We start from the raw sequence: 25920 nt of genomic DNA, 5'->3' as shown, positions 1-25920 counted from the left end.
AACGCCCTGCACCTCCCCCCATCCCCACCCACCACACCCAGCAACCAGAAGGAAACGACAATGGTGTCCAGATCCAGAACCATCAGCACCGCTCTCAGCCTCGTGGCGGTCGCCGGCCTCCTCGCCGCGTGCTCCTCCACCCCGGCCGCCGGCGGTGGCTCGAGCTCCGAGCCCGCCGCCGATGCGGCGACCACCATCACCTTCGTCGGCTACGGCGGAGGCGGCCAGGACGCCCAGATCGAGGCCTGGCAGACCCCCTACACCGAGGCCCACCCGAACGTGACCTTCGTCAACACCTCCCCGCCCGACGTGGCGCAGGTGAAGGCCCAGGTCGACAGCGGATCGGTGCAGTGGGACGTGGTGGCCACGGCCCCGTACGCCGCCCAGCAGAACTGCGACACCCTCTTCGAGCCGCTCGACCTCAGCGCCATCGACCAGACCGATCTGGTGGAGGGCACCGTGGGCGAGTGCTACCTCGGCAACTGGATCAACGCGACACCGATCGCCTACCGCACCGACGCGTTCCCCGAGGGCGAGGGGCCGAAGACGGTCGAGGACTTCTTCGACACCGAGAAGTTCCCGGGCCAGCGCGGCATCGTGAACAACCTCCAGAACGGCATCCTGGAGTACCCGCTGCTGGCCGACGGCGTCGCGGCCGACGACCTGTACCCGCTCGACGTCGACCGCGCCCTCGAGAAGCTCGGCGAGATCCGCGACGACACCACCTTCGCCCCCAACGTCGGTGCATTGCAGCAGGCCGTCGAGGCGGGCCAGGTCGACACGTTCCTGCTGCCGGACTCGCGGCTGGTCCCGCTCATGCAGAACGGGCTCGACATCACCGTCGTGTGGGACGAGACGGTCGCCTCGCTCAACGCCTTCGCCATCCCCAAGGGCGCCCCCCACAAGGATGCCGCGGTCGAGTTCATCTCGAGCGTCGTCGAGCCCGAGCAGGTGGCGAAGATCTCGGAGCTGCTCGGTGTGGCCCCCGTCAACACGGCCGCGAAGCCCGAGCTCGACGAGTTCACCGAGAAGGTCGAGGTCTACGGCCCCGCCAACACCGGAGGCACCGTGCTGCAGGACATCGACTGGTACGCCGAGAACTTCAACGACGTCTCGAACAAACTCACCACCTGGCTCGCCGGATGACGAGCGGGTCCGCGCTCGCGCCCGGCCGCCCCGGCCCTGTTCTCACCCTGAACTACGATTCAGGCATGGCGAACATCGAAGGCGGCCAGGAGACATCGGGATCCGACATCCAGGCCGTGGCCAGGGTCGGTCAGATCTGCTCGCTGTTCGGCCCGCACACCGCGGAGCTGAGCGCGGCGGAGGTGGCCGAACGGCTGGGCCTGAACCGCACCACGGCGTACCGCTACTGCGCGTCGCTCGTGGCCGCCGGCATCCTCGAGCGCGGACCCCGCCGCGGCACCTTCGTGCTCGGCGGCCTCATGCTCCAGCTGGGCATCCACGCCCTCAGCCGGCGTCGGGTCACCGAGATCGCCCCGCCCCACCTCGCCGAGCTGAGCGCGGCCGTGCGCATGACGGCCGTGCTCAGCCTGTGGGGCGCCCGCGGGCCCGTGGTCGCCCTCGTGGAGGACGACCGGAGCCGCACCGCGGTGGTGACGGTGCGAGCGGGCTCGCAGCTCGACGCCACAGCGGCGCAGACGCGGATCTTCCTCGCCCATCTCACCGACGACCGGGCCTTCGACTGGATGACCGAGGGCGCGACCTCCGCGGAGCGCGCCGAGCTCGAGGCGGCCGTGTACACGGCGAGGCGCTCCGGATACTGCATCGCCTCCCAATCCGGAGGCGTCTTCTCGGCCGCCGCGCCCGTCTTCGACGAGTTCGGCATCGCGGCCACGATCGGCCTGCTCGGCGCCGACCCGAACGCGGACCTGACCCGCGACTCCCCCATCATCTCGCACCTGCTGACCACGACCGCGGCCCTCACCGCCGAGCTCAGCGGCTCCCCGGACGGACGACCCCGTGAGAACCCCGACCTATGACGAGCTCGCCTCGGCCACGCCCCCGCACTCCAGCTGGGAGCACTTCGGCCGCAACGACCAGCTCGGCACCGTCAACTTCCTGACCCCCGAGCGGGTCGCCGCCGCGGCGGCGCTCGTGCGCACCGGCCGGCGTTTCGGCCTCGACCACCCCATCACCGCGTTCGAGCCCTACCCCACCGGCACCCGGCATCCGCTCGCCCACACGGTCTTCGCCAACAACGAGTGGCACCGCGACGACCACGTCGACTCGTTCTACCTACAGGCCTCCTCGCAGATCGACGCCCTGCGGCACATCGGGCACCCGGAGCACGGCTTCTACAACGGTCTCGCGTCGGCCGACAACGACGAGTCGTCGACCACGCTGGGCGTGCACGCGTGGGCCGAGGTCGGCATCGCGGGACGAGGGGTGCTGCTCGACGTGCCGCGTCACTTCGCCCGGCAGGGGCTCCCCTACGACGCGTCGGCGACCATCCCCCTCGACGCCCGGATGCTCGACGAGATCGCCGAGGCCCAGCAGGTCGCGTTCCGGGGCGGCGACATGCTGCTGCTCCGCACCGGATGGGCCGAGCAGTACCTCGCCAAGTCGCCCGCCGAGCGCGCGGCCACGCCCTGGCGCCGCTCGCCGGGGCTGGCGCAGCGCGAGGAGATCCTGCGCTGGCTCTGGGACCACGAGATCGCGCTGGTCGCCGCCGACAACCTCGCGGTGGAGGCCGATCCGGTCATCGACAGCGACTTCCGCTCGGCGGCCGATGCTCCGCCGCCGCGCGGGGTCGACCACAGCGGCATGCTGCACCGGCCCCTCATCGCCCTGCTCGGCATGGCGCTCGGCGAGCTCTGGCGCCTCGACGAGCTCGCCGACGCGTGCGCCGCCGACGGCGTCTACGACTTCCTGCTCACCTGCAAGCCGCTCAACCTCCCGGGAGGCGTCGGCTCCCCGCCCAACGCGATCGCCATCCGCTGACCCCCGCCTCCCCGCGATGCCCAGGTGTGACCGACACCGAGCCGCGTCACCGGACGCGAACCGGCAGAAAGTGCCCCCATCCGCAATGGATGAGGGCACTTTCTGCCGGATCAGGTGAGCCTCAGGGGGTGCAGGCCACCAGGTCCTCCACCGCCGCCGACAGCGAGGCCGGGCCTCCGAGCAGGGTGACCTTGGTGGCGCCGAGCTCCTCGATCTGGGCGAGGGTCGCTGCGGGGATGCAGTCGGCCTTCACCGTGAACAGGGGCGCGTCGATCCGGGGCCCGTACGCCGAGCCCGCGAGGGCATCGGAGAACTTCAGGCCCGTGGCCAGCAGCACGTGATCGGCTTCGGTGAAGAAGTGATCGTTGATGCTGCGAGACGCCTCGTACCGGTCAGCACCACCGAGTCGCACCGTGGTCGCGATCGCAGCCGCATCCGTCTGGATGCCTGCCGAGACCGACGCCTCGCCGCCGGCGATCGCGATGCTCTTCACATCGAGATCGGTCAGCAGCTTCTTCGTCGCCGCATCCAGCGACCCGGACGAGCCCTTCACCAGGATCACCGGACCCTCACCATCGATCGCCGCACCCGCCGACAGCGCATCGGCGAACGTCGTGCCCGCAGACAGCACAGCCGTCGGAGCACCCGAAGGGAACGCGGCCTTCGCGATGTTCCGCGACGCCTCGTACCGGTCAGCACCACCGATCCGAGTGACCGTGCCCAGCTTCGCAAGCGACGCCTCGACATTGGCCGACACCGTCGCGGTGCCACCCACGATCACGATCTTCGTAGCCCCGAGTCGCTTGATCTCGGCCGCCACACCTGCAGGCAGGTCAGCGGTCGTCGTCAGCAGGATCGGCGCACCGGCGACCGTGGCCGCGGGAGATGCGGAGAGCGCATCCGGGAACACAGCCCCTGATGCCACGTACACGGTCGACGCCCCGGAGGGGAACCCCGCCTTCGACGTGTTCACCGCGACCTCGTACCGGTCCGCACCCGCGATGCGGTCCACCACGGTCGGCTCCGGCTCCGGCTCGGGGTCGGGGTCCGGCGCAGCCGCGAAGACCTCGATCTCGCGGAGGCCCGACGAGCCTGTGGTGGGCGTCTCGCCCCAGGCCTGCATCGTGACGCGCAGGCGATCGGTCGTGACCTTCTCGAAGGCGACCGCGTTGGCCGCCACCCGGTCGCGGCCGTACTCGCCCTGAGCCACCACGTCGCGCCAGTCGCCCACTGTGAAGTCGAAGTACTGGATGCGCCACGACTCCGGCACGATCACGCCGGCGTTCGCCGACTCGTCCTGGTCGGTGAAGAAGCTCACCGCGGCACGGTCCACGCTCACGACGCGCGGCCACTGCAGCTCTACCCACTGCTCGCCCACCTCAGGCCAGGTGCCCCAGCCCGGGGCCTCCGCCGTGGCGTCGCCGTCGTTGACCCAGGCGACCTGGGTCCACGGTGAGGTGTACGAGGCGGAGGCGGTGGCCAGCGGCGCGACGTTGCCCTCGAGGGGCGAGTCATCGTCGGCCGGCACGGTGACCGAGCCGACCATCGAGACGTTGCCTGCCGTGTCGGTCGCCCGGTGGAAGACCCACACGCTCTCGGGACCGGCCTCGACGGGAGCCTCATAGGGCTGCCACGAGGCACGGTCGCCGATCGAGTACTCCAGCCCCGCCACACCGGAGGTCGCATCCGTCGCCGCGAGCGACACCGTGCGGTCCGCGAGGGAGACGGCCGAGGTGACCACGGGTGCCGTGCGGTCGAACCGCACGGTCGTGCTCGCCACGGTCGAGACGTTCCCGGCCGCGTCGACGGCTCGGGCCTCGACCGTGGTCTCGCCCTCCGTCGGCACCGGCAGGTCGGCGAACCGCGCGTTGGGCGTGGCCTGCCACTCCCCGCCGTTCACCCGCAGCTCGATCGTGAGCCGCAGGTCGCGTTCGTCCGTCGCCGCGGCCCGCACCACCGGAGCGGTGCGGAACCAGCCCGAGGCGGGCTCCACCGGCGTGGTGCTGAGCGCGACCGTGGGCGCCGTGGTGTCGGTTCCCGGATCCGGGTCGCCCGTCACCGTGACGGTCGCCGCGACGGTTCCGGCGGCGTAGCCCTCCACGAAGCCCGCGACCTCGAAGGTGCCGGGGCGAGACCAGTCGACCGGATCGACCTCATCCCAGATCACGGGAGCCGGCACGACCTCGCCGTCCGGCATGGTCAGGTCGACGGTGGCCGGGAGCACCGGGGCGGTGCCGCTCGCGGTCTCGATCAGCGGCTCGGAGACCGACGCCGGCTGCTGGGCATCCACCTGCCACTCCTCGATCGCGACGGCGGAGTACCGGCTCGGGTCTGCCGTGCCGGGCGCTGCCTGCATGGTGAGGCGCACGGCCGTGGTCGTCACCGGTGCGAAGCCCACCGTGACGGGCTCGTCGGTGCTCGTGCCGTACCCCGTGGGGTCGGCGACGTCGGCCCACTCCCCGTTCGCGTCGCGGTACTGCAGCACCCAGGAGGCCGGGTTCGAGACCCCGTCGCCGAGACCGGGAGCGGCGTCACGCCAGAAGTCGACCGTGGTCGAGTCGATCCGCACGGGCTCCTCCCAGTCGTACTGCACCCACTCCGAGGCCGGCCGGTTGCCGGAGTAGTTGCCCCACATGTCCGGGGGCAGCGGGTTGGGCCGCACGAGCTCGTCGTTGAGGGCCCGGATCCAGTACTGGGCCGGCACCGGCTGGTTCGACGACGAGGCCGTCGCCCAGGGCGCCACGTTCGCCCGCGGGGTCCGGTCCACGGTCTTCTCCGGGGTCTGCACGACCTCGAGCATCCTGGCCGGGCTCACGGAGTCGTCCCACAGCACCTCGTCGATCGCGACCGAGCGCCGGAAGTGGTTGCCGCCCTCGGCGTCGGCCGTGTGGTACGCGATGTACCAGGAGCCGTCGAACTCGGTGATGGCGGGATGGCTCGTGGTCGACGAGACCGGAGCGAGCACGCGGCCCGTGTAGGTCCACGGCCCCATCGGCCCGGGGCTCGTGGCGTACGAGATGCACGCGTGATACACCGCCTCGGTGCAGCTCGGGCTCACCTCGTTGCCGGCATAGGCCAGATAGTACGTCTCGCCGCGCTTGAAGAGCCAGGGAGCCTCGAAGAAGCCCCGAGCCCCCGTCACGGAGATGGGCTCGCCGATCAGCGAGGTCATGCTCGGGTCGAGTTCGATGGCGCGCAGCTGACCGAAGGTGCCCCAGTAGAGGTACACCCGGCCGTCGTCGTCGACGAGCACCGTCGGGTCGATGTTCTCGATGTCGTTGCCCAGGATGCGCTGCGAGAGCAGGGGGCCGCCGATCGCGTCGGTCCAGGGCCCGGTGGGGCTGTCGGCCACCGCCACACCGATGGCGAAGGCGTTCTCCGACTGGGGGTCGCGCTGCGCGACCGGCACGTACCAGTAGTAGCGCCCGTCGGTGCCCTCCACGGCCTGGCCCGCGTAGGCCCGGCCGGGGGTCGCCCAGTCGAACGCCTCCTCGGGGCGCATCGCGGCGGGCTCGTGCTCCCACTGCCCCGACTCGACGTCGGTCGTGGAGAACGTCTGCCACTCGTTCATGATGAAGTCATTCTGAGTGGGCCCCGCCTCGTCACGCCCGGCGAAGATGTAGAGCGTGTCGTCGGCCACGAGGGTGGCCGGATCGGCGGAGTAGTAGCTGCCGTCGGAGAGGATGGGGTTGACGGTCTGGGCCACGGCGGCCGAGGCCCCCGCGAGCACCGCCGAGGCGGCGAGCACGCCGCCGAGGAGGAGGGCCCCGCCCCGGCGCACGGCGCTGCGTGCTCCGGGGCGGGCGGGGGAACTGCCGGTCATATCGATCTCCTGCTGGTCGAGGGTCGTCATCAGGGGGTGCAGGCGGTGAGGTTCTCGACCGCTGCGGAGAGCGACGCGGGGCCGCCCAGGAGGGTGACCTTCGTCGCCCCGAGCTCCTCGATCTGGGCGAGGGTGGCTGCGGGGATGCAGTCCGCCTTCACCGTGAAGAGAGGCGCGTCGATCCGGGGCCCGTATGCCGAGCCCGACAGGGCGTCGGAGAACTTCAGGCCCGTCGCGAGCAGCACGTGATCGGCGGTGTCGAAGAAGTGCGCGTTGATGCTGCGCGACGCCTCGTACCGGTCAGCACCACCCAGGCGGACGGTGTCGGCGATCGCCGCGGCATCCGTCTGGATGCCCGCCGAGACCGAGGCCTCGCCACCGGCGATCGCGATGCTCTTCACATCGAGATCGGCAAGCAGCTTCTTCGTCGCCGCATCCAGCGAACCGGACGAGCCCTTCACCAGGATCACCGGACCCTCACCATCGATCGCCGCACCCGCCGACAGGGCATCTGCGAACGTCGTGCCCGCCGACAGGACCGCGGTCGGTGCGCCGTCAGGGAACGCCGCCTTCGCGATGTTCCGCGACGCCTCGTACCGGTCAGCACCACCGATGCGGGTCACCGTGCCGAGCTTCGCGAGCGACGCCTCGACGTTGGCCGACACCGTCGCGGTCCCGCCCACGATCACGATCTTGGTAGCCCCGAGTCGCTTGATCTCAGCCGCCACACCTGCAGGCAGGTCAGCGGTCGTCGTCAGCAGGATCGGCGCGCCAGCAACCGTCGCAGCCGGAGCCGCCGACAGCGCATCCGGGAACACAGCACCCGAAGCCACATACACGGTGTCGGACCCGTCGGCGAACCCGGCCTTGGACGTGTTCACCGCGACCTCGTAGCGGTCCGCCCCAGCGATCCGGTCGACCGTGGTCGGCTCCGGCTCGGGGTCGGTGCCCGTGATGGTGAACGGTGCCGAGGCGGCTGAGGCCGCCGAGGTGCCCACGGCGTTGGTCGCGGTGACCGTCGCCGTGTAGTCGCCCGGGGTGAGGCCCTCGACGAGCGTGCTCATCGAGGCGCCGATCCCCTCGGTGACCTCGATGGTCCGCACCGCGGCATCGAGGGCGTCGTGGATCGTGACCGTGTAGGAGGTGATCGCCGAACCGCCGTCGGCGGGAGCGCTCCACGCCACCGTCGCCGTCGATCCGTCGACCGTGGCCGTCGGAGCGGCCGGGGCTGCCGGAGCCGTGGCTCCGGCACCGCCCGTCACCGTGACGGTGGCGACGGCCTGCTGCGGAGAGCCGGCGACCGTGCCCTGCACCGTGAAGGTGCCGGGAGCGGCGTAGGCCGACGGATCGATCGCCGCCCACTCGACCGCGATGCCGCTCTGACGCGATCCGTCGTTGTACTGCACGGTCACCGTCCCCGGAAGGCTCGGCGCGCGGCCGGCCGGGGTGGAGACCGTCACAGGGTCGACGGTGTTGATCTGGCCGGGAGGAGTCGCCCGCACCCACACGGTGGCAAGAGCCGGGAGCGAAGCGCCGGTGGCCACACCGGTGACGGTGAAGCTGCCCTCGGCGGCCACCTGGGCCGGGTCGATGGCGGGCCACGCCACGGCGAGCTCGGCGCGCGAGCCGTCGGCGTAGACGCCGGTGACCGTCTCCGGGAGGGTCGGCACGGTGCCGACGGCGGTGCGCACCGCCACCGGGTCGACCGAGACCGGGGCCTCGACGAACGCCTCGAACTCGCTCACGCCCACGGCGGCGAACGTGCTGCCGTTGCTCGAGGCCTGGAACGTCGCCCGGAGCTTCGTGGTGGTGACCTGGTCGAAGGTCACGACGTTGGGCGAGTCGCCCTCACGGCCGTAGCCGGAGGGGTTGCCGACCTCGACCCAGGCCGAGCCGTCCCACGCCTCGAGCTTCCAGCTCTTCGGGATGGCCACGCCGTCGCCGATGTTCTCACCGTTCTGGTCGCGCCAGAACGAGAGCTCCACCTTGTCGAGGCGCTGGGGCTCCGCCCAGTCGTACTGCAGCCACTGGCTGGCCGGCCGGTTGCCCGACCATGTCGCCCACACGGTGTTGTTGGCGCCGCCGGAGAAGACCTCGACCCCGTCGTTCACCGCGTCGATGTTGGTCCACGGCGCGGTGTAGGAGGCGCTGGGGGTGGCTCCGGGGGCCACGTTCACGCCGCCCTCCGGGAGACCGCCCTGCACGGTCAGCTCCTTCGAGGCGTCGAGCTCGCCGTCCGAGGCCGCGAGCCGCAGCACGTACTCACCCTCCACCGTGAACTGCGCGGTGGTCGTGGCCGCCGAGGCGTCGGCGAAGACGGCGGTGCCGCCCTCGGGGGCGCTCACGACGCTCCAGGTCGAGCTGAGCGAGTCGCCGGGGAGCCCGTCGTCCTTCACCACGCCGGCCAGCTTGACCTGGCCGGGCACCGCACCGGTCTGATCGACGTAGGCGTCGACGAACGGTGCGCTGTTGCCGGCGGCCGGGGCGGCGATGCCGGTGGCGAACGCCTCGATCTCCTTCAGACCCGTCTTGAGACCGGGAGCGTGCGAGACCGTCACGCGCAGCTGCGAGGTCGTGATCTCGGGGAACTGGATGCGGTTGTAGTTCGCCTGCGGGTAGAGCGGTGTGCGGGCCTGGTCGGGCACGCGCTTCCACTCGTCGCCGTCGAGGTACTCCACCCGGTACTCCTGCGGCTCCGAGTAGCCGGCGACGGTCGCCGTGCTCGAGCTCTGGTAGAAGTACAGCCGCACGTCGTCGATCGCCTGAGCCGACCCGAGGTCGACCGTGAGCGAGTCCTCGGCGTTCGGCGAACCGGCCGTGCCCCAGAAGGGCTCGTTGATGGTGGTGCCGTTCACGGCGGCCGAGGCCGGTCGCCCGTCGGCCTCGAAGGTGGCGGAGACCGCGGCTCCCTCGGCGACGTTCGCCGACGATGCGCTCGCGGAGTCGATGTTGCGGCCGGCCTTGGCGAAGACGTCGGTCACGCGGTCGGCCGAGGTGAACTGCACCTCGTTGGCCTGCTTGACCGTCGCGGCGGCGGAGCTCAGCACCTCGGCGCCGTCCTCCGACGTCACGGTGCCCGTGGCGGGGTCGTAGACCACGTGGGCCAGCGAGTCGACGGTGAAGGCGAGGGTGCCGTCGAGGAAGACGGAGTAGCCCTCGGGCACGGAGTCGCCGTAGTGGCGCTCACCGCCGGGCTTGTCCCAGGTGATGGTGAGGTCGTTGTCGCGGAACCGGATGTTGTTGGCCGTGAAGTGGTCCCAGCCGATGTCGATCGGGTCGAGCTCGATCTTCGCGTCGTCCCGCGAGCGGAGGCCCATGGTGTCCTCGATCATCGTGAAGTTCGTCGCTCCGAGGATGGTGTGGTGGATCCACGAGCGGTAGTCGATCTTCGCCGGATCGGCCGAGCCGTTGGCCCAGAACTCGTTCTGGTCGGGCAGGCGGTTGTCGCCGCCGTTCTGGTAGTGCGCCCAGGCGTTCCAGTAGAGGAGCTTCTTGTAGGACTCGGCGGTGATCGCATCCGTGTCGTATTCACGGAGCGCCGCCGAGTACAGGCGGAACAGCACCGTCGAGTTGATCACCGAGAAGTTGTTGCTGCCCGGTGCGCCCTCCGCCGCCGCCTCGGCCTTGTCGGCCTGGTTCGCCGTGAAGAACGGGAAGATCGGGTACTGGTCGTCGTCGCCGAACAGGCGGAGCGCATCGACGTAGTCATCGGCGTAGTCGGCGTCGCCCGGCTTCGGCACGAGCCCGACCGAGAACGGATAGTAGTTGTTGGTCTCCTTCCACTTCACCAGCTCTCCGTCGCTCGTGAAGCGGTGCTTGAAGAGGTTGTCCTCGTCGTCCCAGAGCAGGTCGAGCACCTTCGCCTTGATGTTCGCCGCGAAGGCGCGCATCTCGTCGGCCTTGGCGGTCTCGCCCGCGGCGTCGAACGCGGATGCCCCGGCGAGCGCGTTGGCGTAGAGGTAGGCGTTCTCGGCGCGGTCCATCGAGGCGCCGGGCCGCACGTCGAAGGAGACCGCGTCGGCGTCGTTGCCCGTCATCGCGCCCCAGTTGTAGTCGATCAGGCCGCTGTCGTCGGTGTCGTAGGCGTCGATGAGGCCCTCGACGTCGTTGGCCGCGTAGGTGCCGAGGCTCTCGGCGATGGGGGTCGGCCCGCCGTGCAGCTGGTAGGAGCGCCAGGCCGCATCCGAGATGTACTGGGTGTAGCTGTTGCTCCAGTTAGCGGGGTCGCCCGGGTTGTCGACGAACTTGTAGCTCTTGGCCGCCTCACCCGCCGACACCCAGGTGCCGTAGGAGTAGGCCGGGTCGCGGAAGTACTTGAGGTCGTCGATGAACATGCCCGAGGTGAGCACGATGGCGTTGTTGTAGCCGAGCACGCCCTCCACCGCGGTGGGGAACTGGAACGTGTTGCCGGGGGCGTCGGCGTCGAGGAAGTTGAAGCGCATCAGCCACCAGCGGTAGTAGAGCGACTTGTCGATGTTGTCCTCGGGGGTGTCGAGGTAGGGCACGTTGTCGGCCCACCACCGGTTGTAGTCGGTGACGTGCGTCGTGTAGGCGGCACCGGGCTCGGCGGCGCGGTAGGCGTCGTACTCGGTGCGCGAGCTCGGGATCTCGGGCGTGACGAAGCCGAGCTGCACCTTCGTGCCGGCGCTGCCGCCGGCCGGGACCTCGACCGTGCCGGTGAGGGCGCCGTCGGCCGGGGTCATGCCGTCGCCGGAGAACCTCGGGTAGACGGTCGTGACGTTGTTGAGCGCCTTCGTGACGCCCGTGAGCTCGTCGCCCTCCGCGGTGGCGGCGTAGGGCGAGCTCGCGCTCACCCCCACGCTCTTCGCGCCGCCGGCCGAGCGCAGCTCGACGTTCGTGACCGCCACGTTTCCGTCGGTGATGTACTTCGTCTGCACCACCGTGAGCTCGGCGTCCGAGGTCGTGAAGGTGCTCCGCCAGTAGCTGGGGGTCTGCTTGCGCTCCGCCGTCACCTCGGTGAGGGTCACGGGTGCGCCGTCGACGGTGAGCGTGATGGCGTAGGCACCGCGGCCGCTGATCGACTCCCAGTAGGCCACGTCGCCGCCGAAGCCCAGCACCGCCGGGTCGTGGACCTTCATGAAGACGGCCTTGCCGCGGGAGAACAGCCACTGGTTCTCGTCGCCGAAGCTGCCGGCGGTGCCGGTGCGGGCGAGCATCTCGTCGAACCAGAAGTCGTTGTCCGGCGAGGCGCCCGCACCGGCTGCGACGTCGGCGTCGAAGATCGCGCCGAGCTCGCTCCGGGTGTCGTACTCCACGCCGGTGGCCGGCACCGGGGTGTCCGAACCGGTGAAGACGGGATAGCCGAGATCGGCGTTGGGGGCGGCGAATGCCGGGGAGGCGAGCCCTGCCGTGAGCAGTGCTGCCGTGACGATGCCGGCGGCCGTCTTGCCGAGCACCGCCTTCGGGCGATGGCGTGGGGGTGTCATGCGGATGATCTCCTCGTCGAGTGTCCGGTGTGCGTGAAAGGTGAAAAAAGGCTGATCAGAGGGTCGGGAGCCAGATGCGCATCGTCGACGGGCCGCGCTCGGCCCAGTCGTGGTAGCGCACGAGGCGCACGCGGAGGGGTTCGCCGGTGCGGGCACCGGACTCCGACGTGTAGGGGAAGGCCGCGTCGTCGACGGTGCGCCGGCGCACCGTCACGAACACCTCGCCGCCCTCCTCCGAGGGCGAGACGCTGGGGTCGAGGATGACGTCGGCGACGTCGTCGATCCCCTCGGGCAGGTCGATGGACTCCAGCGCGAACACCTCGGCGCCGCGGCTCACGGCGAGCGAGCCGCGGATGCCGTCGATGCGGGGGTCGGGGTGCAGGAACCGGGGTGCGAGCGGGAACTCGAGCGTGATGGTGTCACCGCGCCGGAACGCCCGGGTCACGCCCGTGGATCCGGGCCGCACCGTGCGCTCCTCGACGGGGCCGCCGTCGGCCGGCGTCACCGTCAGCCGGGCCTCGTCGGCCCAGGAGGGCACCCGCAGCCCGAGGGTCCACTCCTTCTCGGCGTCGGAGTCGATCACCACGGTGACCGTGCCCTCGGCCGGGAAGGCGGTCTGCACCGAGAGCGCGACCTCCTCTCCGCCGGCCAGACGCGTGCGGAGGGAGGCGGGGGCGTACTGGTGCAGCTGCACGCCGCTGTCACTCCGGGTGGCGAAGTAGCTCTCGAGGCTCGCGAGGGTGCGGGCGATGTTCGGCGGGCAGCACGACACCTCGAACCAGGGGGCCCTCAGGGAGGCGGATGCCCGCGGCGACGCCTCATCCGGATCGGCCGCGGCACCCGGCACCCGCTGGTGCAGGGTGTTGGCGTAGTAGAACGCGCGGCCGTCCGGTGAGGGCGAGGTCGCGACCACGTTGTAGAGGGTGCGCTCGATCAGATCGGCGTACGCGGAATCCGGCTCGGCGAGGAGCAGGCGCCACGAGAACTGGATCGACGCGATGCCGGCACAGGTCTCGGAGTAGGCGCGGTCCGAGGGCAGCTCGAAGTCCTCGCCGAAGCCCTCGTCCTGGTGGTGGGAGCCCTGGCCCCCGGTCACGTAGGTGCGACGGGCGATCGTGTTCTGCCACTGCCGGCGCAGCACCGACTGCAGCTCGGCGTCTCCGCGCTCGCTCGCCACGTCGGCGGCGCCGCTCGCGAGGTAGTTGGCGCGCACGGCGTGGCCGCGCATCACGTCGGCCTCACGGATGGGCATGTCGTCCTGGAAGTAGGAGCGGCCCCACTCGATGTCCTCGAGCACACCGTGGCCGCGGCGCTCCACGAACAGGCGCGCCTGCTCGAGGTAGCGCTGCTCCCCCGTGACCCTGGCGAGCTCCACCAGTGCCGTCTCGACCTCGGCGTGGCCGCAGACCGAGCGGATGCCGTCGTCTCCGAAGGTGTCGCAGACGAGATCGGCCACCCGCACCGCGATCTCCAGCAGCCCGTCGTCGGCTCCGGGATGCGAGCGCTCGCGTGCCACGGCGGCCTGGAAGAGGTGCCCGGCGCAGTAGAGCTCGTGGCCCCACTCGAGCTGCGACCAGCGCGGCTCCTGACCGGGGCGGCCGAAGCGGGTGTTGAGGTAGCCGTCGGGCTCCTGCGCGGCGGCGATGCGGTCGACGACGGCACGGAACCGGGCTTCGAGCGCCTCGTCGGGGCGGCGACCGAGCTCCCAGGCCACCGCCTCGAGGTACTTGTAGACCTCGGAGTCGCTGAACTCGCGCCCCCGGCGGCCCTCGGGGAGGGTTCCGGCGGCGGCACGGTCGAAGTTGCCGAGCCAGCCCTCGCGCTCGAGCCAGTGCTCGATGTGCGGGATGGTGCCGGCGGCGTTGACCCGCTGCAGGTCGGCCCAGAACCCGCCCTCCAGGCGGAGCTCTCCTACGCCGAGGGGCACGAGCGCCGATTCGGTGGGCACGACGGGCGCCACGATGAGGCGTCGGTCGTGCGGGGCCGACGTGCGGCCCGAGTGGTCGGTGAGGGTCATGATCATCCTTTGAAGGCGCCGGAGAGGAATCCGCGCACGTAGTGGCGTTGGAGGACGAGGAACAGGAGGATGCACGGCAGCGCCAGCACCACGACTCCCGCCTCGGTGGCCCCGTAGTCGACGACGCCCTGCACCTGGCCGCGGAGGTTCGAGATCGCGAGCGGGAGCGTCATCTTGTCGGAGTCGTTGATGAGGATCAGGGGGGCGAGGAAGTCGTTCCACGAGGCGAGGAAGGCGAACAGCCCCACGGTGATGAGGCCCGGCTTGACCGCCGGGAGCAGCACCCGCCTGAGCGCGCTGAAGCGCGAGCAGCCGTCGACCATCGCGGCCTCGTCGAGCTCCTTGGGCACGGCTTCGAACGAGACCCGCATGAGGAAGGTCGAGAAGGGCAGCTGCAGCATCGTGAGCACGAGCGCCACGCCCACGAGCGAGTTCGACAGCCCCACCAGGTTCAGCAGCACGTACATCGGGATGAGCAGTGACGCGTAGGGCACCATGAGGATGGCCAGTGTCGCCAGGAACAGGATGTTCTTGCCCGGGAACCGGAAGCGCGCGAAGGCGTAGCCGCCGAGGAGGCTCGTCACCAGCGTGAGCGTCACGGTCAGGATCGAGACGAAGAGCGAGTTGCCGATGTAGGTCCAGATGCCGGCTTGGTAGTTGGCGAGGGTGATGTAGTTGCCGAAGCCCCAGCCGTCGGTCTGGTTGGTGCCGGCGAGGGGTGCGAACGACGAGACCCCGGCCCAGATCAGCGGGTAGAGGAAGACGATGGCGAGCCCGCCGGTGAGCACCCAGAACGGGGTGCGGGCGGCCGCCACGCCGATTCGGCTGCGGCGTCGGCGGCGAGGCGGGGCCGGGCGGTGCAGGGCCGCACCGGGGGCGGGCTCGGAGGCGGGCTCCGCCGGCGCCGGTCGGGTGATCGTGCTCATGTCGGCTCCTTGTCGTTGAACACGCGGATCTGGAAGATGTTGATCACGACGAGCGCGACGAGCACGATCACCGAGAGGGCGGCGGCCACGCCGAGGTTGTTGGGGCCCTGGAAGGCGACGCTGTAGATCAGCTGCACCACCGTGATGGTGCTGTTGTCCGGCCCGCCCTTGGTGAGGATGTAGAACTGCTCGAACGCGAGCAGCGAGCCCGTGATGCAGAGCACCATGGTCATCGCGAGCGTGGGCTTCAGCAGCGGGATGGTGACCGAGCGGAAGGTCTGCCACCGGCTCGCGCCGTCGATCCTGGCGGCCTCGTAGACCTCTTCGGGAACGGCCTGGAGGCCCACCATCATGAGCAGCATGTAGAAGCCCGCGTAGCGCCAGACGATCAGGAAGACCGTCGACCAGAGGGCGCCTTCGGGTGTGCCGAGGAAGGTGAAGCCCCAGTCGGCCATGAGGTCGGAGAAGGGGCCCGCGATGGGCGAGTAGAGCACGTAGAACAGCAGCGAGGCCGAGGCGAGGCCGAGAGCGCTCGGGATGAGGATCGCCGTGCGGAGGAACCCCTTCCACCGCGTGGACTCCTGCACCAGGAGCGCGAGGCCGAGGGCCAGCACGAGCAGGATGACGGTCGTGACGACCGTGTAGAGCAGGGTGAAGCCCACGGCGTTCCAGAAGAAGCGGTTGTTCACCGCGTCGACGAAGTTCTCGGGCACGTTGACGCCCTGGTTGCCGCCGAGCAGCGGCCAGTCCGAGGCCGACATCTGGAACACGAGCACGAGCGGCACGATGAAGAGCACCACCACGATGAGGGCGGTGGGCGAGGCGAACAGCCAGCCCCGCCAGCCTTCGGCACGCTGCTGCGTCATCCGCCGGCGGACCGGTGGAGTCCTGGTCTTGAGGGCATTGCTCGACATGGAGCGCCTTTCGGTCGAAGGAGGGCGGCCCGCTCGCGGAGAGGAGGTGCGGCGGGCCGCCCGGTCAGGGCTGACTACTGCGAGAGCACCGAGGTGATCTCGTCGTTGTCGGCGTCGATCTTCGCGCCGTCGTTCAGCACCGCGTCGCGCACGAGGGTGAGCCAGGGGCTCGACGGGGCGTTGAAGGCCTGCTGGAAGTTGAGCGCCAGCGGGGTCTTGCCCTCGGCGGCGACCTCGTTGATCGTCACCAGGCGCGGGTCGGCATCCGAGTACTCGTTCGAGGCGAGGTCGCTGCGGGAGACAGCGTCGCCGTTCTTGGCGAGCACCCCCACCTGGGCGTCCTCACTCGTGAGCCACTCGAGGAAGTTCCAGGCCTGGGCCGACTTCTCGGAGTCCTTCGAGATGCCGATGCCGTCGCCGCCCACGAAGGTCGACTGTCCGCCCTCGGGGCCGGGGATGCCGGAGACGCCGGCCTCGAACGGGGTGGAGCTCAGCAGGGTGGCGGGGTAGAACTGCAGGCCCACCTTGCCCTCGGTGAACCCGGCGGTCCAGGTGGGGCCGGCCTCGTCGACCGAGGAGGGCAGCACCGCTCCGGAGTCGTAGAGGTCCTTCCAGGTGGAGTAGACCTCCTTGGCGGTGTCGCTGGCGAGCAGCGACTCGGCGCCGTCCTCGCTCAGAACCTCCTCGCCGTCGGCCCACACGCTCGGGAACCAGGTGAACACGAGGCAGCCGCCGCAGTTGAGGCCCGTCGCGGTGCCGTAGGTGTCGGGCTTGTCGAGGGCCTGGATGGCCTTCGCGGCGTCGGCGAACTCCTGGAGGTTCGCGGGGGCCTTCTCAGGGTCGAGGCCTGCCTCCTTGAAGAGCTCCTTGTTCCAGAACAGCATCGAGAGGTCGAGCACGAACGGGAGCACGTGCTCCTTGCCGTCGACGGTCCCGGCGGCCAGGTGGCCCGCGTTCAGGGTGTCCTTGTACTCGAGGCCGTCGATCTGCGGGGTGATGTCCTGGAAGAGGCCCTGCGAGGCCCAGTTGGGGGCGTAGACGATGTCGGCGGCGAAGAGGTCGGGGAGCCCGCCCGCTCCGGCCGCGGCGCCCACCTTGGCCACGTAGTCGTCGTTGGGAACGACGGTGAGGTCGACCTGGTTCTCGTGCGAGGCGTTGTAGGCCTCCACGAGCAGCTTGGCCTGCTTTTCGAGCGGCGCCCTGGTCCAGAGGGTGAGGGTGCTGCCGTCGTCGGTGCCCCCTGCGGGGATGTCGGCGCTCGTGGTGGTGGAGCCTCCGCCACCAGCACAGGCGGCGAGCGTGAGCGCCAGAGCGCCTGCGACCGCCGTCGCCGTGAAGCGGGCGAAGTGGCCCTTGATCCGTGCCATGTAAGTTCTCCTCGTGGGGCTCGTCATTGAGCCGGGATGCCCGGCTTCTGCCATGTAGGCGTCTCGTCAAAACTTTCGAAACGCCTTTCGGACAGCTAATCGCCAACCGCGGTGCAATGTCAAGCGTTAGAGTGATAACAGTTTCGAAACCGATTGGGGGATCATGGCCGACACGTCACCACGCGTCCATGCGTCCCGCGCGCCCACCCTCAATGACGTCGCCCAGCTGGCCGGGGTGTCGATGGCCACCGCCTCCAAGGCGGTCAACGGTCGCGCCGAGGTAGCCGAGAAGACCAGGCGGCGCGTGCTGGCCGCCGCCTCCGAGATCGGCTTCACCCCGAACGGCCTGGCGCAGAGTCTCGTCACCGGGCGCACCAAGACGGTGGGGCTGCTCACGAGCGACCTCGAGGGCCGGTTCGTGCTCCCCATCCTGATGGGGGCGGAGGACGCCTTCGGATCGGGCGAGATCAGCGTGCTGCTCTGCGACGCCCGAGGCGACCGGATCCGCGAGAACTACCACCTCAAGGCGCTCCTGAACCGCAGGGTCGACGGCATCATCGTGGTGGGCCGGAGCACCGACCCGCGCAACTCCCTCGGCCAGCAGCTCCCCGTGCCCGTGGTGTACGCCTATGCGCCCTCCGACGACCCGCGCGACCAGTCGCTCGCGCCCGACAACCGCGCCGGCGGCCGGCTCGCCGTCGAGCACCTGATCTCGGTCGGCCGGCGCCGGATCGTGCACATCACGGGTGATCCCGGCTACGCCGCCGCGCAGGATCGCGCCGAGGGGTTCCACGAGGGCATGGCAGCTGCGGGCCTCACCCCGGTCGACGAGGTGATGTTCGGCAGCTGGACGGAGGGGTGGGGGCGCGATGCCACCGCCGTGCTCCTGCAGCGGCATCCGGACATCGACGGCTTCGTCTGCGGCTCGGACCAGATCGCGCGCGGTGCGCTCGAGACCCTCCGCGACTTCGGCCGGTCGGTTCCGGAGGACGTGGCCGTGATCGGCTACGACAACTGGGAGGTGCTCGCCACCAATTCCCGGCCGGAGCTCACGAGCATCGACTGCACGCTGCAGGGCCTCGGCCGCCAGGCGGCGAAGCGCATCTTCGAGGCGCTCGACGGCGCCCCCGTCTCGGGTGGCACCGAGCTCTTCCAGCCCAAGCTCGTCATCCGGGGCAGCACGATCGCCTCCCGCTGACGTCCGGGTGGACACCGACACCGTCGCGCCGTGTTACCGATTCGTGACGACTGATAGAAATGCGTGCATTCGGCGAGCGCCTCGGCCACACTGGTGCAACCACATCCCTTCGAGCGAGGAGAACGCCGATGAGCACCGAGGAAATCATCCTGGGCGACCTGCCCGCGGGCATCGTCAGAGCCGACGAGGCCTACGGCGACCGCGTCTGGAACGTCCTGGGCCACACGTACACCACGAAGATCGAGAGCGCGTCGACCTACTCCTGGCTCTCGTTCGACCCCGCCGGCACCGGCGTGCCGCCGCACGTGCACCCCACGCAGGACGAGTTCATCTACGTCTTCGAGGGCGTCTACACGCTCTACCTGGATGGCCAGTGGACCACCGCCGGCCCCGGCGACCTCGTGCAGATGCCCCGCAACCTGCCGCACGCCTACTACAACAAGCAGGAGTCCGACGCGAAGTCGCTGTTCTGGGTGAGCCCCGGCGGCAAGCTGGCCAACCTCTTCAGCCTGCTCCACAACGTCACCGACCCCGAGGAGGTCGTGCGCCTCTCGGCCGCCAACGGCGTCGACTTCCTGGCCCCCGGCTCCGTCGAAGGAGCATGACCGAGACGCTCCGCTACGGCTCGCACGACGACCAGCGGATCGAGCTCTCGTACCCGGACACGACCCCGCGGGGCACGGTGGTCCTCATCCACGGCGGCTACTGGCGCGCGCCCTTCACGGCGGCGCTCATGCATCCGCTCGTGCCGGAGTTCACCGCGCGCGGGTGGGCCGTGGCGAACATCGAGTACCGGCGGGGCGCGGCAGGCTGGCCTGACCTCCGCGACGACCTCACGACGGCACTCGCTGCGGTGAGGTCGTCGACCGGCGGATCGCCCCTGGCGATCGTGGGGCACTCGGTGGGCGGGCAGCTCGCCCTGCTCGGCGGGGAGGCGGGCGACGCGGTCGTGGCGCTCGCCCCCGTGACCGACCTCGTGCGCGGCTACCACGAGGGCATCGGAGACGGGGCGGTCGCGGAGTTCCTCCGCGCCGCCCCCGACGCGATCCCCGAGACCTACGCCGCGGCGTCGCCCCTCGCCCAGCTGCCCTCCCCCGCCGAGGTCCTCGTGGTGCACGGGGCCGACGACGCCCGGGTCCCCATCGAGCACACCCGCGCCTACGTGGACGCGGCCACGGCGGCGGGCGCGACGACCGAGCTCCTCGAGCTCGCCGAGCTCTCCCACCTGGCCGACATCGCCCCGGATGCGCCGCACTGGGACCACGTGCACGCCTGGCTCGACCGCTGGCAGGCGGCCACTCGGCAGGTCTAGTACACGAACAACTGCGCCAGCACGACGACCGCGATCACGAGCAGCGCCACGACCGCGGCCACGATCTGCAGACCACGGCGGTCGAGCTTGGCGATGGCGAACCCGGCAGCCACCGGGAGGGCTGCCAGCAGGATCGCGATGATCCACCGGAAGGCCTGGAAGCCGGTGCGGCTGGCGTCGTCGAGGGCGTCGCCGAACAGCCTCTGGGTGCGCGGATGCGTCGCAAACGCGACTGCGGCCGAAAGCGGGTAGGCGATCACGACCGCGAGGATGATGCCCGCGAAGAGCCCCCACCAGCCGCGCTCCCGCACGAGGGGCCGGTCGCTCACGAGGGCTCCCCGGCCGGAGTGATGTCGCCGAGCTTCCAGTTGCGGTCGAAGTAGGGCTCGAGCGGGCCGTAGAAGCGGAAGTACGAGAACCAGTGCCGACCGGGGATGGTCTGCACCCAGTTCGACTCCCCCGCCGCCGGTGCCGACGGCCCGAAGTGCAGGTCGACCGACCCGTCGTCGTTCACGACCAGCTCCGGGTCGCGGGAGCCGCGATCGCCGCGCTGCTGCTCGTTGTCGATCAGGCAGCGGGTGCCGGCGTCGTAGACGGTGGCCGACCAGAACAGCTTCGCGGGCACCTCCGCCGGAACGTGCAGCGTGTAGGTTCGGCCGCCGTCGAGCCATTCGCCGGCGCCGTCGGTGTACGAACCGAGATACGCCTGCCCGACCCCAGGGGTCTGGGACTTCATGGCGACGGAGAAGCTGACCGCCTCGTAGAACCAGGAGGCGCGCTCGAGAAGCTCATCGTAGCCGTCGCCGCGCTGCTGGGTGTTGTCGAGGACGATCGCCAGCTCCCATGCCCGGTCCGACCAGTACGAGCCCTGCTCGAACCGCTTCGCGAAGGTGTTGGCCTGCGCCATCAGCTCGCCGGCGGCCGCACCCTGCTCCAGGATGCGCGTCAGTCGCGCATCCGGTGCGAAGGGTTCACCCTTCCGGATGCCGAGCTGCTTGAGCATGGCGAGGTAGAACCGGTCGCGCTCGTCGACGACCTCGGACTGGTAGATGTCGTGGAGACGTTCCCAGAACGCCAGCCCACGCGGCTGGTCGCCCGACCAGGGACGGCCGTCGGGCGAGATGATGCGCGTCTCGGGCGGTTCATCCCGCTCGCTGAACGGATACACCCGCACGGCATCGACGAGGGCCGCGGATCGCTCGGGGTCGGGATCGAGGGTTCGGAAGCCGAACATGATGTTCATCCCGGTCGCCTGCATCGTACGGTGGCCGGCCGGCAGATCCGCCGGTGCGTCTGTGCCGGGCGGGAGCACGAGGTACGTGCCGCCCTCCCCGTGATCGGGTCCCATCTCTCCCATCGAACCGGTCTCGCGCTGCCAGAAGTCGGAGACGCCCCCCGCGGTCGGCCCGGCCGGCAGCTCGATCACGAGCGGCCCCGTCTCGGCGAGGTCGAAGAAGTTCAGGATGTAGGGCGTGGTCGCGTTCGCCGTGATTAGGCCCAGTCGGTCGCGGTAGCTCAGGTACCGCACCAGGTCGCTGCTGGTGGCACCGAAGACCTCGTAGTGCTGCGTCTTCCACTGCGCATACGACACCAGGGGAAGCGCCCAGAGATACACCTGACAGGCCATCTGGTAGTCGAGCTCGTCGAAGATGACCGGGATGGACGAGCGGGCCGGCAGCTCCCCGTCCATCTCGATGTCGGCGAGTCGGCCGGAGAGGGCGGGGTTCTGGGTGCTCACCGCGCTCGCCTACTTGCTGTCGGCGAGGTCGTGGATGAGCTCCTTCTCGTCCTCCTCCGAGAGCGAGGTCTGCACCACGGTGCCCTGGTAGGGGGCGAGGGCGGCGGCGAACTTGTCGGCGGTGAGCTTCACCGCGTAGAGCACGACAGCGGATTTGCCCGCCGTGACCGTGCTCTTCACGCGGTCGCGGAACTCCCGGTCGAGGCCGGTCTTGTCGATTCCGGCGAACAGCGCCCCGAAGAGGCCGCCGAAGACGAGCCCGGCGAAGGGGATGAAGAACAGGATGCCGATCAGCGCGCCGAAGAGCGCTCCGCCGGCCGCGCCGATGCCGATCTTGCCCGTTGTGCCCGGGTACTCGACGTGGGTCTTGCCCTCGCCGTCGACCTTCACGAGGGCCAGGCCCGCGAGCTCGACGACGAGGTCGCCCTGGAGCGACTGGATCTCGTTGTAGGCCGCCTCGGCCTGGGTCTCGGAATCGAACGCGATGACGATCAGATCGGCCATGCCGGCACTCCCCTGTGAGCGTGGGTGGGATCCGGTCGACCACCATCTCCACGGATGCGGCCGCCTGGACCCCATCTGTCCTGACTCTAAGCGCGACCTCCCAGGACGGCCAGCAAATTCTTCGTGCAAGTTGCACGACTGTCGACCATGATGAAGGAACGAGCGGAGGGGGCGTGAGTGGGGAACCGGATCGTGTCGCAGCGGCCTCGCCTGCTTGCCGGTCTGAGCCCGCGGAACGCCGCCCGCGAGGTCGTCGCGGGCGTCACGTTGCTCGCGATCGCGGTGCCGCTCAACATCGGCTACGCCCAGATCGCCGGTCTGCCGCCCACCGCCGGGCTCTACGCGCTCGTGCTGCCCGCGATCGTCTACGCCCTGGTCGTCTCGTCGCGTCAGGTGGTCGCGTCTCCGGATGCCGCGGCGGCCGCCCTGGTCGCCTCGTCGATCGGCGGGCTCGCGGTGGCGGGGAGCGCCGACTACCTCACGATGGCGCTCGCGCAGGCGATCATCAGCGGCGTGCTGTTCGTGCTCGCCGCCGTGTTCAAGCTCGGGTTCCTCGCCAACTTCCTCTCCAAGCCCATCCTCATCGGCTTCGTCGGAGGCCTCGCCCTCGACATCCTGGTCAGCCAGCTCGCCAAGATGCTCGGCGTGAAGATCGACTCCGGCGGTGAGTTCACCGATAAGGTCGCCGGTCTCGTCACCGGGCTGCCCACCCTGAACGCCTGGTCGGTGCTCATCGCCGCCCTCGCCGTGGCGGTGCTGCTGGTCGGGCGCCGGCTCGCACGAGCTGTGCCGTGGGCCCTTGTCGTGCTCGTCGCAGCGACCGTGGTCGTGGTCGTCACCGGACTGGAGACCCAGGGCGTGGCCGTGCTGGGCCCGGTCGACGCCGGCCCTCCCGCGCTCACCTGGCCCGTGCTCGAGTGGGGCACCTGGCTCGCCCTCGTGCCCTCCGCCATCGCGCTCACGATGGTCACGATGGCCGAGGGGCTGCTGGTGGCGCGGAGCTACGGCGAGAAGCGCCACTACGAGACCAGGCCGAACCGCGACCTCCTCGCCTTCGGCGCCGCGAACATCGCCTCCGGCGCGTCGGGAGGCTTCGCGGTGGGCTCCTCGACCTCGCGCACGGCGGCCATGGACCAGGCCGGCTCCCGCACCCAGCTGCCGAGCCTCGTCGCCGCCGTCGGCACGCTCCTGCTGCTGCTGTTCGGCACCGGACTGCTCGAGCACATCCCGTCGCCCGCGATCGGCGCGATCGTGGGCGTCGCGATCCTGCCGCTGCTCGGCATCCGCGACTTCCGGCTGCTCTGGCGCCAGGACAGGTTCGAGTTCGCGATAGGTGCCGTCTGCTTCGTCGTGACGCTGTTCGTGGGCGCGATCCCGGGCATCGTGGTGGCCTTCGTGCTGGCCCTCATCAACCTCGCGCGCCGCGCCTCGACGCCCGCGATCGACGTGCTCGCCGCCGACGACGACCCGGGCTCGTCGCTGCTCGACCCCGCTCCCCCCGGTGCTCCGACGGCCCCCGGCGTGCTCGTCATCCGGCTCGCCGCGCCCCTGTTCTTCGCCAACGGCTCGGTGTTCGCCGACGCCGTCAAGCGCGCGGTCACCGCGGCCCCCGGCATCCGGCACGTCGTGCTCGACCTCGAGGCGGTGTCGGATGTCGACGTCACGGGGGCCGAGACCTTCGAGGCGCTCAAGGCGTGGTTGCGCGACCAGCACGTCGCGCTGTCGTTCAGCCGGCCCCGGGCGTCGATCGTCGAGCGGATGCGCGCTCTCGGCCTTCTCGACGACGAGACGCTCTACCCCACCAACCGGGCCGCCCTCCAGGCCCTCAGCAGCCCCCCACCCGAGTAGTCGGGCGAGAAAGCAGGCCACCATGGGTTCAGTGATCGGCGAGATACTCCCTCTCGCGCTCGGCATCGCCATCAGCCCGATCCCCGTCATCGCGGCCATCCTCATGCTGCTCTCGCCCAAGGCGCGCGGCACGAGCGTCGGGTTCCTGCTCGGCTGGGTGCTCGGCATCGTGGTGGCGGTCGTCGTGTTCACGCTGCTCTCGTCGATCCTCCCGCAGGGCGACGCCGACGACCCGAAGCCGATCGCGGGCGTGATCAAGATCGTGCTCGGCGCGGGCCTCCTGCTGCTCGCCGTGAAGCAGTGGCGCGGCCGCCCGAAAGACGGCGCCGAGCCGGCGATGCCGAAGTGGATGTCGGCCATCGACACCATGACTCCCGGCCGCGGCCTCGTGCTCGGCTTCCTGCTCTCGGGGCTGAACCCGAAGAACCTCCTGATGGGGGTGGCGGCCGGTCTCGCCATCGGCTCCGAGTCGCTCGACGTCGGCGGGATCGTGGTCTCGATCGTCGTGTTCACCGTGATCGCGGCCTCGACCGTGGCCGTGCCGGTGATCGCGTACCTCGTCGCCACCTCGCGGATGACGGGACCGCTCGAGTCGCTCAGGAAGTGGCTCGTGCACAACAACGCCACGGTGATGGCCGTGCTGCTGCTCGTGATCGGCGTCGTGCTGATCGGCAAGGGAATGGGGAGTTTCTGATGAACGACGAACGACGATCGATCGCCCGCGACGCGTACACCTTCGGGTATGCGATGGTCGAGAACTACCGCACCCTCTACGAGCAGGCCGTCGACAGCGCCGACCCCCGCTACACGGGCGGCTTCGGGGGGTTCCGGCACTACTCCGAGCCCTTCACGCCCGACAACACCGACATCGTCACGCCCAACAACGACACCCCGTACTCGTGGGGCTGGTTCGACCTGCGGGCCGAGCCCTTGGTGGTGACCGTGCCCGCGATCGACCGCTTCTACATCCTGCCGTTCCACGACCTCTACACCGTCTACGCCGGCTACGTCAGTGCGGCGACCACCGGCACCGGGCCCGGGCGCTACCTGCTCGCCGGGCCCTCGTGGACCGGCGGCACCCCCGAGGGCCTGGACGGCGTCATCACCGCGTCGACCGACTTCGTGGGCTGCCTCGGCCGCACGGCGTTCACCGACGGCGACATCGACGAGCTCACGCGCATCCAGCACTCCTACACCGTCGCGCCCTTGCACGAGGTGACCGGATCGGCGGCGCCGGAGGCCGCTCCGGGCGTCGACTGGCCGGTCTGGGACGAGGCGGCGGCCACGGACATCCGTTTCTTCGACGTGCTCGACTTCCTGCTCGGGCACGCCCCGGTGCTCGAGGAGGATCGGGCCGTGCGCGAGCGGCTCGCGAGCATAGGCCTCGACGGCAGCGGCACCTTCGCCACCAGCGGGCTCGAGGCGGATGCGCGGGAGGACCTCGAGCAGGGGCTCGCCGACGGCATCGCCCACCTCGACGAGATTTCGGCGGCCGCCACCACATCGATCGGGCTCTTCGGATTCCGCGACGAGATGGCGGGCGCCTACGACAACCGCAACAAGGGCGCCAAGAAAGGACTGTACGGCCTGTCGCCGGAGGTCGCCTGGTACGGCGGCTGGCTCGTCGACTCCGCCGGTGACCGCATCGTCGGCACGACCGACTACACGATCACCTTCACCGCCGAGCAGCTGCCGAAGGCCCGCTTCTTCTGGTCGGCCACGCTCTACACGCTGCCTCAGCGGCTGCTCAGCGCCAACGAGATCGACCGGTACTCCATCGGCGACCGCACCGAGGGCATCCGCTACGCCGACGACGGATCGCTGACCCTGTTCGTGCAGCACCGCCGACCCGCTGACGAAGC

At 70.3% G+C, this 25920-nt stretch carries 18 protein-coding genes; 9 read left to right on the top strand and 9 right to left on the bottom strand.

Annotated elements, in window-relative coordinates; all coding sequences use genetic code 11:
• The first annotated feature begins 60 nt into the window (after window positions 1–60).
• From Q0D57_RS04670 to Q0D57_RS04660, 3 genes are all read left to right on the top strand, one after another.
• Complete coding sequence (locus Q0D57_RS04670) at window positions 61–1146, top strand: extracellular solute-binding protein (protein ID WP_291038959.1); 1086 nt, start codon at window positions 61–63, stop codon at window positions 1144–1146.
• A 65-nt stretch (window positions 1147–1211) separates the two neighbouring features.
• Window positions 1212–2003 carry a helix-turn-helix domain-containing protein gene (locus tag Q0D57_RS04665; RefSeq protein WP_291038947.1) on the top strand — a complete coding sequence of 264 codons (792 nt, stop codon included), beginning with the start codon at window positions 1212–1214 and terminating at the stop codon, window positions 2001–2003.
• Window positions 1984–2964: a cyclase family protein gene (locus tag Q0D57_RS04660; protein ID WP_291038944.1), complete on the top strand. Its 981-nt coding sequence runs from the start codon at window positions 1984–1986 to the stop codon at window positions 2962–2964. Before Q0D57_RS04665 ends, Q0D57_RS04660 begins: the two co-directional genes overlap by 20 nt.
• 121 nt (window positions 2965–3085) lie before the next feature.
• On the opposite strand, the gene Q0D57_RS04655 is transcribed toward Q0D57_RS04660, so the two are convergent.
• The 6 genes from Q0D57_RS04655 to Q0D57_RS04630 form a co-directional block, all read right to left on the bottom strand.
• The gene (locus Q0D57_RS04655) at window positions 3086–6787 is read right to left on the bottom strand and encodes a cell wall-binding repeat-containing protein (RefSeq protein ID WP_291038939.1); all 3702 of its coding nucleotides are present in this window, start codon (window positions 6785–6787) and stop codon (window positions 3086–3088) included.
• A gap of 29 nt (window positions 6788–6816) precedes the next feature.
• Window positions 6817–12234, bottom strand: a complete 5418-nt coding sequence (locus Q0D57_RS04650) for a cell wall-binding repeat-containing protein (RefSeq protein WP_291038936.1) — start codon at window positions 12232–12234, stop codon at window positions 6817–6819.
• 55 nt (window positions 12235–12289) lie between these two features.
• Window positions 12290–14251 (bottom strand): beta-L-arabinofuranosidase domain-containing protein, encoded by a 1962-nt coding sequence (locus Q0D57_RS04645; RefSeq protein ID WP_291038933.1) that lies wholly within the window; start codon window positions 14249–14251, stop codon window positions 12290–12292.
• Window positions 14252–14253: 2 nt separating this feature from the next.
• Window positions 14254–15177 carry a carbohydrate ABC transporter permease gene (locus Q0D57_RS04640; RefSeq protein ID WP_291038930.1) on the bottom strand — a complete coding sequence of 308 codons (924 nt, stop codon included), beginning with the start codon at window positions 15175–15177 and terminating at the stop codon, window positions 14254–14256.
• A complete protein-coding gene (locus tag Q0D57_RS04635) occupies window positions 15174–16091 on the bottom strand; it encodes a sugar ABC transporter permease (RefSeq protein WP_291038926.1) in 918 nt (305 codons plus the stop codon). The genes Q0D57_RS04640 and Q0D57_RS04635 overlap by 4 nt, the downstream gene beginning before the upstream one ends.
• Window positions 16092–16165: 74 nt before the next feature.
• Window positions 16166–17458: a sugar ABC transporter substrate-binding protein gene (locus Q0D57_RS04630; protein WP_291038923.1), complete on the bottom strand. Its 1293-nt coding sequence runs from the start codon at window positions 17456–17458 to the stop codon at window positions 16166–16168.
• 163 nt (window positions 17459–17621) lie between these two features.
• Between Q0D57_RS04630 and Q0D57_RS04625 the strand changes: the two genes are divergently transcribed.
• From Q0D57_RS04625 to Q0D57_RS04615, 3 genes are all read left to right on the top strand, one after another.
• Window positions 17622–18656 carry a LacI family DNA-binding transcriptional regulator gene (locus tag Q0D57_RS04625; RefSeq protein WP_291038920.1) on the top strand — a complete coding sequence of 345 codons (1035 nt, stop codon included), beginning with the start codon at window positions 17622–17624 and terminating at the stop codon, window positions 18654–18656.
• 128 nt (window positions 18657–18784) lie between these two features.
• On the top strand, window positions 18785–19261 hold the full coding sequence (locus Q0D57_RS04620) for a cupin domain-containing protein (protein WP_291038916.1): 477 nt from the start codon (window positions 18785–18787) through the stop codon (window positions 19259–19261).
• The gene (locus Q0D57_RS04615) at window positions 19258–19968 is read left to right on the top strand and encodes a prolyl oligopeptidase family serine peptidase (protein WP_291038913.1); all 711 of its coding nucleotides are present in this window, start codon (window positions 19258–19260) and stop codon (window positions 19966–19968) included. The genes Q0D57_RS04620 and Q0D57_RS04615 overlap by 4 nt, the downstream gene beginning before the upstream one ends.
• Here the strand turns inward: Q0D57_RS04615 and Q0D57_RS04610 are convergent.
• The 3 genes from Q0D57_RS04610 to Q0D57_RS04600 are packed head-to-tail and all read right to left on the bottom strand — an operon-like array spanning window position 19965 to window position 22210.
• Window positions 19965–20297: a hypothetical protein gene (locus Q0D57_RS04610; protein WP_291038910.1), complete on the bottom strand. Its 333-nt coding sequence runs from the start codon at window positions 20295–20297 to the stop codon at window positions 19965–19967. The genes Q0D57_RS04615 and Q0D57_RS04610 overlap by 4 nt on opposite strands.
• Window positions 20294–21706 (bottom strand): DUF1254 domain-containing protein, encoded by a 1413-nt coding sequence (locus tag Q0D57_RS04605; RefSeq protein WP_291038906.1) that lies wholly within the window; start codon window positions 21704–21706, stop codon window positions 20294–20296. Before Q0D57_RS04605 ends, Q0D57_RS04610 begins: the two co-directional genes overlap by 4 nt.
• Window positions 21707–21715: 9 nt before the next feature.
• Entirely contained in the window at window positions 21716–22210 is a 495-nt protein-coding gene (locus Q0D57_RS04600; RefSeq protein WP_291038901.1) for a DUF1269 domain-containing protein, read from the bottom strand.
• Between the two features lie 177 nt (window positions 22211–22387).
• Between Q0D57_RS04600 and Q0D57_RS04595 the strand changes: the two genes are divergently transcribed.
• The 3 genes from Q0D57_RS04595 to Q0D57_RS04585 all read left to right on the top strand — a co-directional run.
• A complete protein-coding gene (locus Q0D57_RS04595) occupies window positions 22388–24058 on the top strand; it encodes a solute carrier family 23 protein (RefSeq protein WP_291038897.1) in 1671 nt (556 codons plus the stop codon).
• A 22-nt stretch (window positions 24059–24080) separates the two neighbouring features.
• On the top strand, window positions 24081–24752 hold the full coding sequence (locus Q0D57_RS04590) for a GAP family protein (RefSeq protein ID WP_291038894.1): 672 nt from the start codon (window positions 24081–24083) through the stop codon (window positions 24750–24752).
• Window positions 24752–25920, top strand: a 1169-nt coding sequence (locus Q0D57_RS04585) for a DUF1254 domain-containing protein (protein ID WP_291038891.1), incomplete at its 3' end; no start/stop codon positions are given. The genes Q0D57_RS04590 and Q0D57_RS04585, both read left to right, overlap by 1 nt.

Source organism: Herbiconiux sp. (assembly GCF_023264895.1).
Lineage (GTDB): Bacteria > Actinomycetota > Actinomycetes > Actinomycetales > Microbacteriaceae > Herbiconiux.
This window is presented reverse-complemented; position numbering and strand designations above follow the sequence as displayed.

Excerpts from the sequence above, each read along its gene's own strand:
- Q0D57_RS04670 (WP_291038959.1), top strand. The coding sequence starts at position 61 with ATGGTGTCCAGATCCAGAACCATCAGCACCGCTCTCAGCCTCGTGGCG.
- Q0D57_RS04665 (WP_291038947.1), top strand. The coding sequence starts at position 1,212 with ATGGCGAACATCGAAGGCGGCCAGGAGACATCGGGATCCGACATCCAG.
- Q0D57_RS04655 (WP_291038939.1), bottom strand. The coding sequence starts at position 6,787 with ATGACCGGCAGTTCCCCCGCCCGCCCCGGAGCACGCAGCGCCGTGCGC.
- Q0D57_RS04650 (WP_291038936.1), bottom strand. The coding sequence starts at position 12,234 with ATGACACCCCCACGCCATCGCCCGAAGGCGGTGCTCGGCAAGACGGCC.
- Q0D57_RS04645 (WP_291038933.1), bottom strand. The coding sequence starts at position 14,251 with ATGACCCTCACCGACCACTCGGGCCGCACGTCGGCCCCGCACGACCGA.
- Q0D57_RS04640 (WP_291038930.1), bottom strand. The coding sequence starts at position 15,177 with ATGAGCACGATCACCCGACCGGCGCCGGCGGAGCCCGCCTCCGAGCCC.
- Q0D57_RS04635 (WP_291038926.1), bottom strand. The coding sequence starts at position 16,091 with ATGTCGAGCAATGCCCTCAAGACCAGGACTCCACCGGTCCGCCGGCGG.
- Q0D57_RS04630 (WP_291038923.1), bottom strand. The coding sequence starts at position 17,458 with ATGGCACGGATCAAGGGCCACTTCGCCCGCTTCACGGCGACGGCGGTC.
- Q0D57_RS04625 (WP_291038920.1), top strand. The coding sequence starts at position 17,622 with ATGGCCGACACGTCACCACGCGTCCATGCGTCCCGCGCGCCCACCCTC.
- Q0D57_RS04620 (WP_291038916.1), top strand. The coding sequence starts at position 18,785 with ATGAGCACCGAGGAAATCATCCTGGGCGACCTGCCCGCGGGCATCGTC.
- Q0D57_RS04615 (WP_291038913.1), top strand. The coding sequence starts at position 19,258 with ATGACCGAGACGCTCCGCTACGGCTCGCACGACGACCAGCGGATCGAG.
- Q0D57_RS04600 (WP_291038901.1), bottom strand. The coding sequence starts at position 22,210 with ATGGCCGATCTGATCGTCATCGCGTTCGATTCCGAGACCCAGGCCGAG.
- Q0D57_RS04590 (WP_291038894.1), top strand. The coding sequence starts at position 24,081 with ATGGGTTCAGTGATCGGCGAGATACTCCCTCTCGCGCTCGGCATCGCC.